The organism is Marivita sp. NO-S04 (genome assembly GCF_059070475.1).
Genome location: NZ_JBKAEE010000002.1, coordinates 102,442 through 117,677, shown reverse-complemented (window position 1 = coordinate 117,677; position 15,236 = coordinate 102,442). Strand labels below are relative to the sequence as shown.

Annotated in this window: 11 protein-coding genes and 2 pseudogenes; 5 read left to right on the top strand and 8 right to left on the bottom strand. The window is 49.4% G+C overall.

Going from position 1 to position 15,236, the window contains the following annotated elements:
- The first annotated feature begins 33 nt into the window (after positions 1 to 33).
- Positions 34 to 600: a hypothetical protein gene (locus tag ACK3EW_RS23030; RefSeq protein WP_493809823.1), complete on the top strand. Its 567-nt coding sequence runs from the start codon at positions 34 to 36 to the stop codon at positions 598 to 600.
- A 109-nt stretch (positions 601 to 709) separates the two neighbouring features.
- On the opposite strand, the gene ACK3EW_RS23025 is transcribed toward ACK3EW_RS23030, so the two are convergent.
- Together ACK3EW_RS23025 and ACK3EW_RS23020 are read right to left on the bottom strand one after the other, a co-directional pair.
- Positions 710 to 1,642: an IS5 family transposase gene (locus ACK3EW_RS23025; protein WP_493806415.1), complete on the bottom strand. Its 933-nt coding sequence runs from the start codon at positions 1,640 to 1,642 to the stop codon at positions 710 to 712.
- 223 nt (positions 1,643 to 1,865) lie between these two features.
- Positions 1,866 to 2,159: pseudogene (locus ACK3EW_RS23020) on the bottom strand (phage integrase N-terminal SAM-like domain-containing protein); the annotation flags it as partial.
- A 735-nt stretch (positions 2,160 to 2,894) separates the two neighbouring features.
- Between ACK3EW_RS23020 and ACK3EW_RS23015 the strand changes: the two are divergent.
- Positions 2,895 to 6,509, top strand: a complete 3,615-nt coding sequence (locus ACK3EW_RS23015; protein WP_493809822.1) for a beta strand repeat-containing protein — start codon at positions 2,895 to 2,897, stop codon at positions 6,507 to 6,509.
- Between the two features lie 111 nt (positions 6,510 to 6,620).
- On the opposite strand, the gene ACK3EW_RS23010 is transcribed toward ACK3EW_RS23015, so the two are convergent.
- From ACK3EW_RS23010 to ACK3EW_RS22995, 4 genes are all read right to left on the bottom strand, one after another.
- Positions 6,621 to 7,378 (bottom strand): IS5 family transposase gene (locus ACK3EW_RS23010; protein ID WP_493808768.1). Its coding sequence is split into 2 segments (ribosomal slippage): positions 6,621 to 7,057 and positions 7,057 to 7,378, totalling 759 coding nucleotides; the frame shifts between segments, so codons are not numbered across the junction.
- A gap of 47 nt (positions 7,379 to 7,425) precedes the next feature.
- Positions 7,426 to 7,992, bottom strand: a complete 567-nt coding sequence (locus tag ACK3EW_RS23005) for a hypothetical protein (RefSeq protein ID WP_493809821.1) — start codon at positions 7,990 to 7,992, stop codon at positions 7,426 to 7,428.
- Positions 7,993 to 8,577: 585 nt separating this feature from the next.
- On the bottom strand, positions 8,578 to 8,769 hold the full coding sequence (locus ACK3EW_RS23000; RefSeq protein WP_493809820.1) for a DUF6447 family protein: 192 nt from the start codon (positions 8,767 to 8,769) through the stop codon (positions 8,578 to 8,580).
- 343 nt (positions 8,770 to 9,112) lie between these two features.
- A complete protein-coding gene (locus ACK3EW_RS22995; RefSeq protein ID WP_493809819.1) occupies positions 9,113 to 10,795 on the bottom strand; it encodes a beta strand repeat-containing protein in 1,683 nt (560 codons plus the stop codon).
- Between the two features lie 307 nt (positions 10,796 to 11,102).
- On the opposite strand from ACK3EW_RS22995, the gene ACK3EW_RS22990 reads away from it, so the two are divergent.
- From ACK3EW_RS22990 to ACK3EW_RS22980, 3 genes are all read left to right on the top strand, one after another.
- Positions 11,103 to 12,215, top strand: a complete 1,113-nt coding sequence (locus tag ACK3EW_RS22990) for a tyrosine-type recombinase/integrase (RefSeq protein ID WP_493809818.1) — start codon at positions 11,103 to 11,105, stop codon at positions 12,213 to 12,215.
- A 221-nt stretch (positions 12,216 to 12,436) separates the two neighbouring features.
- Positions 12,437 to 12,898 carry a hypothetical protein gene (locus ACK3EW_RS22985; protein WP_493809817.1) on the top strand — a complete coding sequence of 154 codons (462 nt, stop codon included), beginning with the start codon at positions 12,437 to 12,439 and terminating at the stop codon, positions 12,896 to 12,898.
- Positions 12,895 to 13,308 carry a DUF6626 family protein gene (locus ACK3EW_RS22980; protein WP_493809816.1) on the top strand — a complete coding sequence of 138 codons (414 nt, stop codon included), beginning with the start codon at positions 12,895 to 12,897 and terminating at the stop codon, positions 13,306 to 13,308. Before ACK3EW_RS22985 ends, ACK3EW_RS22980 begins: the two co-directional genes overlap by 4 nt.
- A gap of 233 nt (positions 13,309 to 13,541) precedes the next feature.
- Here the strand turns inward: ACK3EW_RS22980 and ACK3EW_RS22975 are convergent, their stop codons facing one another.
- The gene (locus ACK3EW_RS22975; RefSeq protein WP_493809815.1) at positions 13,542 to 14,471 is read right to left on the bottom strand and encodes a hypothetical protein; all 930 of its coding nucleotides are present in this window, start codon (positions 14,469 to 14,471) and stop codon (positions 13,542 to 13,544) included.
- 457 nt (positions 14,472 to 14,928) lie between these two features.
- Positions 14,929 to 15,123: pseudogene (locus tag ACK3EW_RS22970) on the bottom strand (DUF6447 family protein); the annotation flags it as partial.
- Positions 15,124 to 15,236: the final 113 nt, after the last annotated feature.

The following is a 15,236-nucleotide window of genomic DNA, read 5'->3' as shown; positions in this document are numbered from 1 at the left end:
CAAAACGCACTGAGAAATCAATTAAAAGAAGCTATGATATACGGGGCAGGCGCCACGGTTAAAGCAACAGTGACACACGTGAGTGGAGCGGCAGCATTTTCAGCGGGTGCTGCAGGAGTGTCCGTTGCACTCTTTCCAATAGGTGCAGCTCTTGGGCCATGGATTGGCGCAGCAAGAATCGCGGGGAAAGCAGATGGGATTTTCTCGCTTCATGATCTCAAAAAATACGCAAATGGAGAAAAAGGATCATATTATCCTTGCTCGTGTGGAAAATGTGCCGAAGGTCTGCAATATGTAATCAATAAAAAAGAGTACAAGATCGCCATCGCGGCGACTTCAATATTTCTGGCTGGGATACCTTTTGCTGCCACAAAGGTAAATTCTGTTCGCAAGCGTTCTCAGAAAGGTCGTCCAAAAGAACGATATTCTCAACAATTTGTGAGCTCTGCACAAGAGGGATGTCTGAATGCATTGGCAACCATTATGCTGCTTTGTGGAAAATGGCCACAAAATAAAGCTGTTGATCCAAGTCAATACATTGACCCAATAACTTGCATACTTGCTGAAAATGGTTGGCAACTACTCAAGAGCAAATGGTAAAATCGACGCTCTGAATGACTTTTGGATTTCGTTCCGAGAACTACGTGAGGAAGGCGGCGTTGTTGCATTACCCCGGCCTGAGGCGTGACGTCCCCTTACCCCGCTGACGTTATGCCACGCGGACGATCTCGGCGGTGCCGAGGGCGTTGAAGCGGTTCATGAGGGCGATGCGGATGTGGATTTCGGCGGTCTGTCGGTCGGGGTCTCTTGCCATGATACGCTCGCCGAAGGATTTCAGGCAGCGCATCTTCGCCTCGATCCGGTTGCGGGCGTGGTATCCGGTCCAGCGTTTCCAGAACGCCCGCCCGTAGTATCGCGTCGCGCGCAGGGTGTCGTTGCGGGCGCGTGCAGCCGGGCAGTCTTCTTTCCAGAGACGTCCGTTCTTTCGGATCGGGATGATCGGAACGGCGTCGCGTTCGATGATGGCCTTGTGGCAGCGGCGTGTGTCGTAGGCGCCGTCGGCGGTGACCGTGCCTATCTGCTCACCTGCCGGGATCTGGCCGAGCAGGTCGGGCAGCACGGGGCTGTCGCCGTCGCGGCTGGGGGTGAACTCGACTGCCCGGATGTCCGAGGTGGTGGTGTCCATGGCCAGATGGACTTTGCGCCATTGGCGTCGGCCTTGCACCCCGTGCTTGCGGGCCTGCCATTCGCCATCGCCGAGGAACTTGATCCCGGTGCTGTCGACCAGCAGGTTCAGCGGGCCGTCCGCACGGCGATACGGGACCTGGACGGCCAAGGTCTTTTGCCTGCGGCACAGCGTGGAAAAGTCCGGCACGGGCCAGTCCAGGCCGGCCAGTCGCAGCAGGCTGGCCACCATTCCGGCGGTCTGGCGCAACGGCAACTTGAACAGGACTTTGATCGATAAGCAGAACTGTATGGCCGCATCGGAAAACACCGCCGGACGTCCGGGTCGACTGTCACGCGGCGCGCGCCAGGTCATGTCCTTGTCGACCCAGATGAGCAGAGACCCCCGCTTCCTGAGTGACGCGTTGTAGCTGGACCAGTTCGTCGTGCGATAGCGGGCGGGAGATGGCTTGCTCATGCACCGCGTCTAACGCCATGGATTCGCGAAGTGAATCCTTCGTCGTCAGACTTTTGCAACAATGCCCGTCTAGATCGGAACGAGGCGCATGGTCTTGCGGATGACAGCTTCGGCGTCAGCGGCATCCGTCTTGCCGCGTTTCACAATCAATCTGGGAGAGACGCCGCATTGCCTCGCCCGAATTGCTCCTGAGGATTGTGTCTCTTCCCGATTGTCGCTCTATATGGGCGATCCGCTCGGGGATCTCCGCACGGTTCAGGGTGACACCGTAGAAAAAGCACAAGGCGCAGCCAGTCTGATTGAGCGCTTGCCAGAAAATGCCCTGTGATACCAGGTAAACTTGAAAAGACCGGACATCCTCCAGACCCAATCGATCCGGTGATCGCTTGCAGTGCCGGGCAAATTTGATCACAGCATCGAGATATGATCGCTATGTCGCCGGCGGCAGGTTGTGGAGCGTCATGTCGTCGATCATACGGCAGCGCAGCGGGCTTACCGATGAGGTGGCATTGGCCATGGGATGGTCTCCTGTTCAAAGGTTGGCCTCAGCAACCAAACCTTCTCACCAGGAGGCCATTCCTGCCAAGGGCGAGGCTCATCCCATATTAGCAGGGCTCGTTCAATCCTTTTTGTCAACACGGCCTAAACCGACAACGATGCAGACAGCAATACGGGTACGGACCCAGCACATCAAAATTGCTTTTCCCAGAAGGCGACGCAAACCCCGATAGACATGTGTTCGGCAGAAAAGCACTCACGTAAAACGCGAGTACGATTGCACAGCCATGGGAATTAGACTCTCCTTTTTCTGTATGTCGAACTGCGGTTCGGATCAGACGGGAAGATTCTTGATGTACAAGACGACTCATTGAGTTCTTCCTCAGGCCCAGAGAGCTCTGTATTAAAATTATACATGTTATTCTATAAAGATATAATCTATAATTTTAGTATTTAATTTACTATCTAAAATTAGATATAAAGGCTTTAGAGTATATTTCGCATTGCCAAGTATTCACTTTTTTCATTTATTAACAAGTGCTTAATGTATTGTTGCACATGGTATATAAAACACTGTACATTTCACTTGTCGCACAGCTTTTGATCAATTAGATCCTCAATACAGTTGACCCCTCTTCCTAAAAGCCGCGAATGGAATTTTCGCATGGCATGCTCTTTGAGCATGAATGGGGAGATACACGAAATCGTTATTACAGGGTAACTTCATGACCCTGAATCAAAAGGAAAAAGAACCATGGCGTTCAACCTAAGTGCACTGACCGCACAACAACAAGCCGCTGCGATCTACATCGGGTATTATGACCGTGCACCAGATCCGTATGGTATGGATTTCTGGGAAGCAGCAGTCAGAAATCCCCTTGTATCACTTGTGGAAATAGCCACATATTTCTCAGCCCAAGAAGAGACCTATGCAGTACACCCGTTTTTTGTCACACCATCAGCAAGTGCTGCAAACGCATTCATTTCCGAACTGTACCTGAACCTGTTCAACCGCGCACCTGATGTACCAGGCTTGACATTCTGGAGCGGTGTTCTTCAGCAATCCATCGATGGCACGGGTCCACTTTCAGTGGGTGAGATCATCCTCGCGATCATCGAGGGCGCACAAAACTCCGCTGAAGGTCAGGACATCACGACGCTTCTGAACAAGATCGAAGTCGCAAATGCCTGGACAGATGGAGCGGAAGCTGCTGGCCTGACGGCGCCAAACTCGTATGGTGACAGCGAAGTCGCACAGGCCAGCGCAAAATCGATCATTAACGATGTGACATTCGCATCATCCTCCGTGGACACAGCCAAAGCAGAAATCACATCGACTTTTGAAAACTTTGTGGATGGCTCGAAATTCACACTCACTACAGATGCTCCTTCGATCCTCGAAGGTGACAGCGGCACAAAAGTACTCGTGTTCAAGGCGACTTTGGACGAAGCGCCAAACCAGGCGATTTCGGTGAACTACGAAACCCTGTCCAGCGGCACCGCTGCTTCGGGTGATGACTTTATCGCTGCCGCAGGCGTGGTCACTTTTGCCCCGGGTCAAACCGTCGCGACTGTATCTGTGACAGTTCTTGGGGATGCGACGTTCGAAGCTGATGAGACAATTCAGGTGAAATTCTCTGGCGCGCGGCTCACAGCCGACGTTACCGCCACCGGCACCATCACCAACGATGACATTGATCCGCAAGTTGCTCTCGGCGCTGCATACACCGCCGCAAAGGCCACCTATGATGCAGCCGTCGCTGCAGCTGCGACCTCAAGCGCCGCCGCAACGGACGCTCAAACCGCTGCTGATCTGGCGGAAGCAGCCGTCAACAGCTTGGCAACAGCCAACGCCTACAGCACAGCCGCGCAGGCTGCACAAACAGCCGCTGTAGCTGCTCAGGCTGATGCCGCTGCCGTAGTTACGACTGCCGCCGCTGTCCAAGCAGCCGCAGCAGCGACACTGTCTATCGCTGATGATGCGGACGTTGCTGGGGTCAGTGCAACAGCCCTTGCGGCGAAAGCTGCCGCAGATACCGCAAAATCGGTGGCAGATGCCGAGGTTGCAAACGCTGCGGCTCAGATCGTCAATTATACGGGTCAAACATATACGCTCACCACTGGCGTTGACAGTTTCACCGCCACGGGCAGCAATGACACATTCAACGCCCTGCCCGGTGCGGCGAATGCCAACACGCTGACAGCACTTGACAACATCGATGGTGGCGCAGGAATTGACACATTGAATGTCGCAGAAATCGGCGCCGCGGGTGTAAGCGCCTACGTCCTCAACACTGCCGCGACAATCTCCAACGTTGAAATCCTGAATTACACTGTTTCAACCGACGATATCGGTGACACTGTGACAGCAGACGTTTCAGATTGGGGCGACTTCACGACCGTAAACATCGTGGTCGCAGGAACAGATGCCCCCGTTGCTGGCCTGACAACAAAGGCCAACGTGACCTCAGCGAGCGTAACCGGCGCAACGACTGCGGCAATCACTGACTCCGCTGCTGCCGGCCTGGACAAGCTGGCATCGGTTTCTCTCGTGAACACAACCGGTCTTGCAACCATCACGTCGGATGTAATGACATCCCTTTCCATGACGGGCGCATCGGGTGGCGCAACAATTCTGGCTGGCGCCGCAACCCGCAATCTGACCGTGAACCTGAACGCGACCACTGCCGGCACGATCACAGACGCTGAAGCAACAAGCGTCACGGTCAATGCAACCGGTGCGGCCACAACGGGTGTCACTCTGACCGCTGCCAAGGCAACCAGCGTCACCCTAAACGCTGATGAAGCGCTGACCCTTGCAGATATCAACGTTGCTGCAGCCGCCAACATCGCCATCACTGGCGAGGCCCTGACAACAATCACTGCGGCGTCGACTGTGACCGCCCTGACCAGCATCGATGCAAGTGGATCAACTGGCGGTGCGGATGTCGACGGCTTCGTTCTTGGGACTGGTGTGGCATTTACAGGCGGCGATGGTGCAGATGCCATTCAGCTTGGTGCAACCACCAAGGCCATCACCATGGGTGCAGGTGACGATCTGGTAACAATGACGGCAGCGGTTGGTACTGGTGGATCTGTCAATGCAGGCGACGGGACTGACACATTGTCGTTGAGTGCGGCCGACGCAGTCGCGTTTTCCGCCAATGCCACTTTTGAAGCGGGCATCTCCAATTTCGAAACGCTCTCCATCGGCCAGGTGGCAGATGCTGCTGCGACGGCCAACATCGACCTCGCTAACCTGGATGATATCAGCACGGTAATCTTCGCTGGTATTGATGACGGCGGCACATTGGCAAACGTTGTGAATATGAACAACTTTGCAGCCGGGGGTACCCTGACACTGACCGGGGCCATCCTTGTAACCGACAGGCTCAACGTGAACGTCAAGGATGCCGCCATTGGCTTAGCAGATACGTTCAACCTGGTGATGAACGACAATACCGACATCACGAATACGGGTGACCTTGTCATTGCCGATGTCGAAACGCTAACCATCACATCCGATGATGCGGACGACACCGGTGGGAACACACCAAACAGGCCAGAGGTCACTGCTGCTGCTGCGACCACGGTAAACGTGAATGGCGATATGGGTGTTGATTTCACCGCCTCTACATTTGGCGCCATAACAACCCTTGATGCCTCAGGCGTCACCTTGGGGGATGTCGATTATACGGGTGCCGCGGGAACGGAGGGTGCCAGCACGGCTGTCACCACGTTTGCAGCCATGTTTGCCACAACCGGGGTCAGCATCACTGGCGGCGTCGGCGATGACGTGCTCATTGGCAATTCAACGACTGGCACGACCGATAACATCATCGGTGGCGACGGGGATGACGTCATCACCGGGGCGGCAGGTGACGATGTTCTCACCGGTGGCACAGGCGATGACCTTCTGACAGGTGCCGCTGGTGCCGATGTCCTGACAGGTGGAGCGGGCAACGACATCTTCGATTACAATGCATCCTCGAACTCGACGCTCATCAATCTCGATGTGATTGCTGACTTCTTCGCAAACACGGTCGGCAATGGAACAGCCGGGGCGGCAGATGACAGCGGCGCCACCACAACTGCTGCAGACCGCAACGGGGATGTCATCGATATCTCTGGCATCGGAGCATTCACCAAGATCGATGTGAGTGTTCAGAGCAATGCCTCGGATGCCCAGACATTCCTGCAGAACTTGGCTGTCGCCAGCGTAGCGGATGCGGGCAACCTCTTCGTGGGTGCGGCGCTCGATGCAAGCAGCGGACGCCTCTATCTGGACTTCGATGAGGATGGCACGGTCGACAGCGTGATCGAGCTGACGGGCGTAACCACCATCGATGAGGCCGCCTTCATCATTTGATCCCGCGCCCTGAAAGGGGTCCCAACCAAATCGGTTGACAAGACATCAAACCCCCGGCCAATGCTGGGGGTTTTCATTTTCCAATTTGAGACAGGTGAGTAGGGTCAGGACTCATAGCCAGTAAATGACGAGTGCAGCAAGCGCGATGGCTGATAGGAACACTTTCGGACACCTGTCGTATCGTGTCGCCACACGCCGCCAATCCTTCAGCCTGCCGAACATGATCTCGATCCGGTTGCGCCGTTTGTATCGGCGCTTGTCGTACTTGACGGATTTCTTGCGCTGCTTTCGGCTTGGGATGCAGGCGCGTATCCCTTTGTCTTTCAACGCTTCTCTGAACCAGTCGGCGTCGTATCCGCGGTCCCCGAGCAGCCAGTCGACATCCGGCAGACTGCTCAACAATGCCCGTGCGCCGATGTAGTCGCTGACCTGGCCCGCCGTGACGAACAGGTTAAGGGGCCGGCCCTGGCTGTCGCAGATGGCATGCAATTTGGTGTTCATGCCTCCCTTGGTCCGACCAATCAGGCGTCCACGCCCCCCTTTTTCACGCCCATGCTGGTCGCTGTTCGGTGGGCCTTCAGGTAAGTGGCGTCGATCATAACAGTCTTCGCCTCGACGTGCTCGGCGGCCAGACCGGCCATCATCCGCGCGAAGATGCCCTTGTCGCTCCACCGTTTCCAACGGTTGTACAGCGTCTTATGCGGCCCATAGGCAGCAGGGGCATCGCGCCACCGTAAACCATTGCGATTGATGAAGATAATCCCGCTCAAAACACGTCGATCATCAACGCGGGGCTTGCCGTGGGACTTGGGGAAGAAAGGCTCAAGACGCGCCATCTGCGCATCGCTCAGCCAGAAAAGATCAGACATGTTCACAGCTCGTTTTTCGAACCGTGAATCACGCCGCTGTTCCGAAATCAATGGGTCCTGAGCCTAACACTGCCCAAATACATGAGGCCGTCTTCTGACCCGAGCACTGGCGGAGAGAACTCAATCTCTTGAACCAGAAGTTTCAAAACTCGGTCTGGAGTACATCCAATTTTGATTTTTGAATTCAGGTAATGATCAGGGTCTTTAAGATTGCATATATGGGCTATGGTGTGAAATCGGTTCAGAAATTCTTCAACACGATACTTATTTGAGAACTGGCTTGCAAAACTGACATTTCGCAGATGACGTGGAAATTTCGCAAGAGCTGGTACGAGGTCATCCAAATTGCGGGCATTCAGAAGTTGAGGGCCGATATCGGGATTTTCAAAAAGCACCTTGTAGAGATCAAGGTACCAATGATTGGCATGAGGTTTTACTCCAAGGCGCTTTAAAATGGTGATCATGGATTTTGGCAGTGTTCCATATGACACTTCCAGCAGACGTTCAGATTTTACAAATTGAAGCTGTGACGCCAGAACGTCGACATCGATTTCTAGATTTAGCTTTGCGATCACGGCGTACCAAACTTGGCGTCGGGAGGCAGGTGTCGTCAAAATGATGTCCGGGTTGAGAGGAAAATTCGTAAAAGTCGATTAGAAAAATGTCCGCACAGATAACAAATGTCATCATAATTTGCTGTTTTTGGTGATTGTTTCTTATTTGCGCCCATGAGCACCTCACAATGCTATTTCAATTGGAGGTGCTGCTATCACAAAATTCGAAAGATTGGCAGTGCTTCATGGATGTATGATCATAGTGTGTGCTGCTCAAATCACACCAGATGGACGAGAATACTTTTAGAATACTTTTCTGTCAGAAAATCGCACATCGACCAGAAATAAGGTCAAGATGGTTGACCTAAATACACCCAGATAGGTTACAGCCACTCTATCTCAAATGCGAAAATCTTGTGACCAATTCATCTTTAAGCTTTATGACCTGACGATCTATGAGCTGGTATTCAAACAGCCATTGGACCAGCTCGTAAGGTATATCGGTCAAGTCGAAGTAGTCGTGATGTATATCTTCATTCATGGATTAGTTTAATCATAGGATTGACAATCAACCCTTATGGAGCGTGAGTCAGTTGAGCCAAGGGAAAGACAGAGGTCAATCAATAGTGACCCCTGCCCTTTTGATCAGTTTTCCTTGGCCAGCTCAGCCTGAAGCGCTTGAGCATAGGCATTCCGGGCGGTCTGCTGGATCGCAAGTTCCTGCTGGGTGGAAGCAATCTTTTGATCAACAACCTGCAGATTCATCAGCTGCGCCTTTGCGGCCTCGGACAGGGTTTCGGTATCGTAGTCAGTGCCATCGATCTTGATCATCGGCATAGGTGTCTCCTTCTTCGGGTTGGTGAATTTTGTTTGCGGTCCAACAGATTCAGGTCACCTGCGGGACAGAGCATAATTTCGTGCAAGCTGTTGTTTCATCGATGTTTATAGGGATTTTTCTGCAGCTGCAACACCCCGATACCGGGTTGAAAACCGGAACCGGGCAGATCGGGAGAACAGACTGGACCGGGCGTATCTAACCCCACTTCTTGGCCTTGCTGGTCGAACACCCTTCCCCCTGATCCGGAGGTTCCGGCACGAAAAAACCCCCGCCTTGTGAGCGGGGGTTTCGAGAGCCTTCTCCCGATCACCGTATCGAACGGTGAACAGGGAAATTGTGCCTTTAGATCAGGTGAATATCACCAGCGACCTGCGTGAGCGACAGATCAGCTGCAGGAACGCCAACCAACTGAACAAGCTGAATGTCTGCGTCAGTATTGCTTTCCGACGCAACAAATGAGCTTTCAGCCACACCGTCGCCATTAGCGTCTACTTTGAAAATAAACACCTCATCGGCGTTTCCTGCAGCCGCATCACTCCGCAATGCTTCAGCAATCAACAACATATCTGCAGCAGTTTCTGCAAACACCTCTGTTGTTCCAACAGTGGCCGCCTCGTCGAACAGAGTGACAACACCAGTGTTTGAAATCAAGAAGGACTCGATAGTAACACCGTCAGTACGAGTGATCGCTGCTGTGAAGTTTGTCTGCACAAGTGCATCTGCGAGGTCGATGGCGCCCGGTGCACCTGAGACGATGTCAAGTCTGTCAACACCGACCTCAAAATCAGTGATGATTTCGAAGTCAGATGTAGCAAGAACCGGTGCGAGACTTTGGATATCAAGAACAAAGGTATCAATCCCTGCACCACCAGTCATGGTATTCGAGCCATCGCCACCAGTGATGATGTCGTTACCCGCACCAGCATTGATCACGTCGTTACCAGCAGCACCGTTGATGTTGTCGTTACCGTCGCCGGAATTGATCGTGTCAGCTGCTGCGCCACCAAGGATGATATCCGCTGCAGTACCCGTCGTGATCGTGTTGGCTCCGATAGCACCAGTAACGTTGGTAATGTCGTTTCCACTTGTGATCGTCAAAGCTTCCGTCTGAACCGAGAAGTCGAACGCAAACGCACCACTGATCGAGATGTTTTCAACGTTGACAAGATCAGTATCGAGCAAAGCTGCAGCTGTTACGGCAGCTGTGAAAATTGCCGTATCCGTGCCGTCACCACCATCAATGATGTCAGTGTTGTCTACATTCAGTGTATCGTTACCGGTCCCACCGACGATAAAGTCAATACCAGCACCACCTGTGGCAGTCATGCCACCAGCGCCGAGAGCGATATAGTCAGACAGCGAGGTGCCGATAACTGTTTCAACATTGCGAAGAGAGTCTACGTTGTCGAAAGCTGCGGCCTTTGCAGGACCCGTACCTTCAACAATGTAACCCGCAGTGCCGGCGGCGATACCGGTCGAACCTGTAGCACCAGCAATTGCACCAGCACCAAATGCAGCACTTATCTGAGCATCAGTGACTTCAGCACCTGTCAGGTTCACACCAATACCACTCAGTTCCGAGACAGCAGATGCCGCCTGTTCATGCGATGTAACCGCAGTGATGTCAGCAAACGAAATGGTGTCTGTACCTGCACCACCATCCACTGTGTCAGCACCGGCACCCGTCTGGATGACGTCATTGCCGAGACCTGCAGTCACAGAGTCGTTGCCAAAACCAGATGTGATGGTTTCATTGCCGGTACCTGCGGTGAACACAAACCCATCTCTCTGACCTGTGGTCGTGACAGATGCGCCGCTGCCGACTGTGATCGCTTCAACGTTCGTGATGATCGAGTCATCCGTGTTGAGAACGATTGTCGAGCCTGCAGAGACGGCAATCGTGTCAACGCCTGTTCCACCGTCGATGCGGTCGTTCGCATCAGCAGCCGTCGAGGTGTAGTTGATCGTATCGTCGCCTGCGCCTGCAGTGATGGTGTCAACACCTTCACCACCGGATGTAGTCACTAAACGACTAACTGATTGAGTTGACTCGAAATTATTTCACATGCCCACTAAGCAGAATAAAATTAGAACACTTTCACAGCGAAATCTCCGCCCGCACCACTTTAAGAAGAGCAAAAAACCACACAAAACATGGGTGAAATTGACCTCAATCTTGCTTAAATAGAAATTATTCCAGTATAAGCTTTATTCGTTGACTATACACCATAAAACAATTATAATTACTTTCAGTTTTCGAAAAATCACTACATGTCGTTTCCGAAAACTATCTCACAATAAAAGGAAAAATTTATCGACTGAAAGGATATCTATGCCAAAATTCTCGACCAAAAGTGACTTTGATAAAATAATGAATAAATCACATGTAGCAAAGACAATCTATACATACAGCAAAAATAATCAACTGCTACTTGAGTGCAGCACCACTAAGGCAAGTATCGTCTTTCGGGAGCGTATAAATAAAAAATACCAAAAAAGATGCATTGGCCGAGCCAATGGAAAAACGTATGATGAAATCATGAAGATATTTCATGATTGTCTTGCAAATGGTATTTCAAATAACCTCAACGACACACGTTTATCACTTGGAGATTATTTCTACAAGGAATACGTACCGGCCGTCAACTCATACAAAAGATCAATCGACCAAGATAAGTCATTCATGAAGCTGCATATCCTTCCAGTTCTTGGAACGACCGAAATCTCAAAAATATCTAAATCTGATATTCAAAATCTTATAAAAGTGCTTGCGGCTAAAGGGCAGAAACCGATGACACAACGACGACTTATCTACTGCCTAAGTGCCGTCCTAACACATGCAGTTTCATGCGATATCATATCAACAAACCCTATCATGCAAGTTAAAAAGCCGACCACAAAAACAAGTGTTGGAAAGGTTCCTGATTTCGACACATTTAAAAAAATGTTAGCGGCGTCACGTTCCTACGAAGATCGAATTATTGGAAGCTTGATCACAGCAGCTATCAGAACAGGAGCACGACTTTCTGAAATCAAAAATGCAAAATGGGATGAAATCGATTTTACTACAATGACATGGTTTTTTCCAATCACCAAATCAAATACATCTCGAACAATCTCTATCCCCCCGGACTTGGCGACCGACCTAAAGAACCTGCAGGCTCAACGTCCATACACCACATATGTTTTTGAATCAAAAAAAGCCAAGAAACCGATTGCAAAGCCACATGATCAATGGAAAAAATTCTTGGAAACAAATGGTTTTCCAGACATGAGATTTCATGATCTCCGACATAGCTTTGCAACCTATACACTCGAACAGGCCAATTTCACCCTTATTGAGTTAAGGGATCATCTTGGACACTCAAGCGTGGCAACCACACAGATTTATACGAAAGCAAGCCACAAAAGTACAGCAAGCAAACTTGAAGCGTTTATGATATAAACTGATTAAATACAAACATAAGGCTTTATTGTAGTAGACCTCGGTGGATTCTGAGGAACGAACCAACAAATTAAAAAATGTAAAAGCGGAAACCCACCGCTTTTTTAATCATGGAAAATGAAAGGAAAGATGAAATGAACCAAATCCAATACCAATAGTCACTATTCAATATCTCCTGTGCTATTTCTCATATAAATAATGCTCAAAATAAGTTATTCCATGTGTATTTTGCAACCAAGCACTACAACACAAATATAGATTATCTTTTTCAACAACTACGAACCATTGCCAAGAAGACAAATCAAGAAGTACCCGGAATATTGGTATGCGAAGATTTTGCAGATTCACGATCAAACAAACCAATCATGAATGATGGACGACATGCTCACCTTCTATTCTTTTTTGTTGATCATCCAAAGCTATACTTACTAACTGGCAAAGCACAGGAATTACTTCCCGCCTACTTTAAAGAATATGAGCCAAAAACCAGCATCGCAAGAACAGTACAATATGCAACAAAAATAGATGGTTACGAAACCAACCGAGATGGCGTTATTTCAGCATATGCTTTTCCATTAGATTATTTGCCTCGGAGCAAAAAACGAAAATACATGAAGGACAATATTGAAAAATATGTAGAGCTGCTCAAGAAGACAAACTTTATCGAAAGGAAATACAAATGAAACTACGGGACATCTATGAGCATCTTAAAAAATTATACTTGACATCGAGTTACTCAGAATTTTCGAGAAAATGGTGCAAAAGATCATGTAACTATTTGTCCGACACCGGCATATATAGAAATCGGCATCCAAGCACCAATGTTTTGAATAATATTATCATGCATCTCGACTACACGATCCATTGCATAAACCGGCTGCCAACAAATTTACATACTTCATTTCAAGTCAATATTGACGCAATTATCAACGCACGAAACATGCTTGCTCGGAACATGCTTGATAAACCCAGTACTTTTACAATCCCGACCAGCTTCAAACACCAAGAAATCCAATACCATAACCACTTCATCAACATCAGTCGAAAGGAAAAAAATGACAATAGAGATTGTGATCCCGAATTTTACCCATGAATTCTCTCAATACAACATTATGGAAATAATTTTTGATTAGGGAATCAATGTTACGCCCCTTGACATTATTTCATATACCTATTCAGTGGACAATGTTTTGCACATAACAATCAATAGGCCATAATATCAAATATCCATTGATCAGATTCAAAACTCAATAAACTGAACAATAAATAACCAAGTTGATTTCAAAATATCGAAAGCAGTATAATAAATTATACTGCTTTCTCAGTCTATATAATCATCGATATACGCTCAGAGATCGAAACATTATTCTGCTGCAATATTTCATTCATCTTTTCTTGAATTGCACCATCCACAAACAAATTGTCTTTATCTTCTGCTTCATAAAATTGCCATGAGTTATCGGCTAATTTCTGAATTGAGAATATAATTTCGTGACCATCAAATTTCAGATGATAGTGCTGATGGGCATTACAATGAGCAAGTTCGATACGATTTTCCAAGCAATTATTAAAGCTCTGTGCCGCATCAAGCATATCCTTGACGCTACCTAAATATTTAAGTCCATCCACTTTTTGCAAAACAGCTGGAGAAAACTTTATATCCTCATACATTAAACGAAGGACACGATCTGGGTTACATCCACTATTCATCTTAGATACGAGATATTGGTTTGGATCATTCAGACTGATTAGACCAGCAAGTACATTGAATTTCTGAAGAAAATCTTCCACCCGTTGCCGAGCATGAAATTTTGAAACAAAACCTACATTACGAAGATGACTAGGAAATTTAGCAAGAGCTGGAATGACATCGCTCAAGTGGCGAATATTCACCAGTTCATGACCAGTGGCGGGATTTTCTGTGAGCACCTGATACAAATCGAGATACCATTGATTAGCTTGAGGTGTCACACCAATTCGCTTTAGAATTGTCGCCATAAATTTTGGCGCTGAACCAAATGCCGATTTCAGCAAACACTCAGACTTCATGAACTGCAATTGTGATGCACTTGGAAGGGGAAGGTTAGCATGCAGATTTTTAGCGATTACAGCGTACCAAAATTGACGCCGATGTGCAGGAGTAGTCAAAATAACGTCGCTGTTGGACGGAAAAATATCTAAAATATGTTTGGTGAACGCACCACAAAGGTACTGGATATCTTCATAATATACTGACTCATCGTGTTTTATGCCCATGCACACCTCAAGCTGTAATTTCAACCAAATCTGTGTGTATCACAGATTATCGTGAAATGGCAGGCATCGTTATAACAAGATATCGTTTGTGACTCCCCAATCACATACTACTCCACAGAATACTTTTGGAGCACTTTCCGACCGGGAGAGCGTCACCTTTATGAGCACAACATCCACCTACCTCGATCTGATGACCTCTACTCGTGGTCAACCTGACTTCTTCTCATGGTTGAAAATATAAAATCTATTTCATTAGATAGCCGATTTATGTCATCACTGACGATCTGATACTCAAGAAGCCATTTCCTGATCTCGTAAGGCACGTCTGAGAGATCGGGCTGATCGGGATCGCCTGGGGTGTCGGGCATGGGGATGTCTTGAAATCGGGCCGGGACACCGGGAGCGGGTCACCTGGCCGGGGGGGAGTGTGGCAGGGGTGTTGCCCCTGCCCTCTCGGTCAGTTCTGCTGGGTCAGTTCGGACTGAAGCGCCTGGGCATAGGCATTCCGGGCGGTCTGCTGGATCGCAAGTTCCTGCTGGGTGGCAGCAATCTTTTGATCAACAACCTGCAGGTTCAGCAGCTGCGCCTTTGCGGCGTCCGACAGGGTTTCGGTATCGTAGTCAGTGCCATCGATCTTGATCATGGGCATGGGTGTCTCCTTCTTCGGGTGGGTGAATTTGGTCTATAATCCGACAGGGTCGGGGCACCTGCGGGACAGGGCCTGATTTTGTGCAAGCTGTTGTTTTATCACTGTTTATAGGGTTC

Excerpts from the sequence above, each read along its gene's own strand:
- ACK3EW_RS23030 (WP_493809823.1), top strand. The coding sequence starts at position 34 with ATGATATACGGGGCAGGCGCCACGGTTAAAGCAACAGTGACACACGTG.
- ACK3EW_RS23025 (WP_493806415.1), bottom strand. The coding sequence starts at position 1,642 with ATGAGCAAGCCATCTCCCGCCCGCTATCGCACGACGAACTGGTCCAGC.
- ACK3EW_RS23015 (WP_493809822.1), top strand. The coding sequence starts at position 2,895 with ATGGCGTTCAACCTAAGTGCACTGACCGCACAACAACAAGCCGCTGCG.
- ACK3EW_RS23000 (WP_493809820.1), bottom strand. The coding sequence starts at position 8,769 with ATGCCGATGATCAAGATCGATGGCACTGACTACGATACCGAAACCCTG.
- ACK3EW_RS22990 (WP_493809818.1), top strand. The coding sequence starts at position 11,103 with ATGCCAAAATTCTCGACCAAAAGTGACTTTGATAAAATAATGAATAAA.
- ACK3EW_RS22980 (WP_493809816.1), top strand. The coding sequence starts at position 12,895 with ATGAAACTACGGGACATCTATGAGCATCTTAAAAAATTATACTTGACA.
- ACK3EW_RS22975 (WP_493809815.1), bottom strand. The coding sequence starts at position 14,471 with ATGGGCATAAAACACGATGAGTCAGTATATTATGAAGATATCCAGTAC.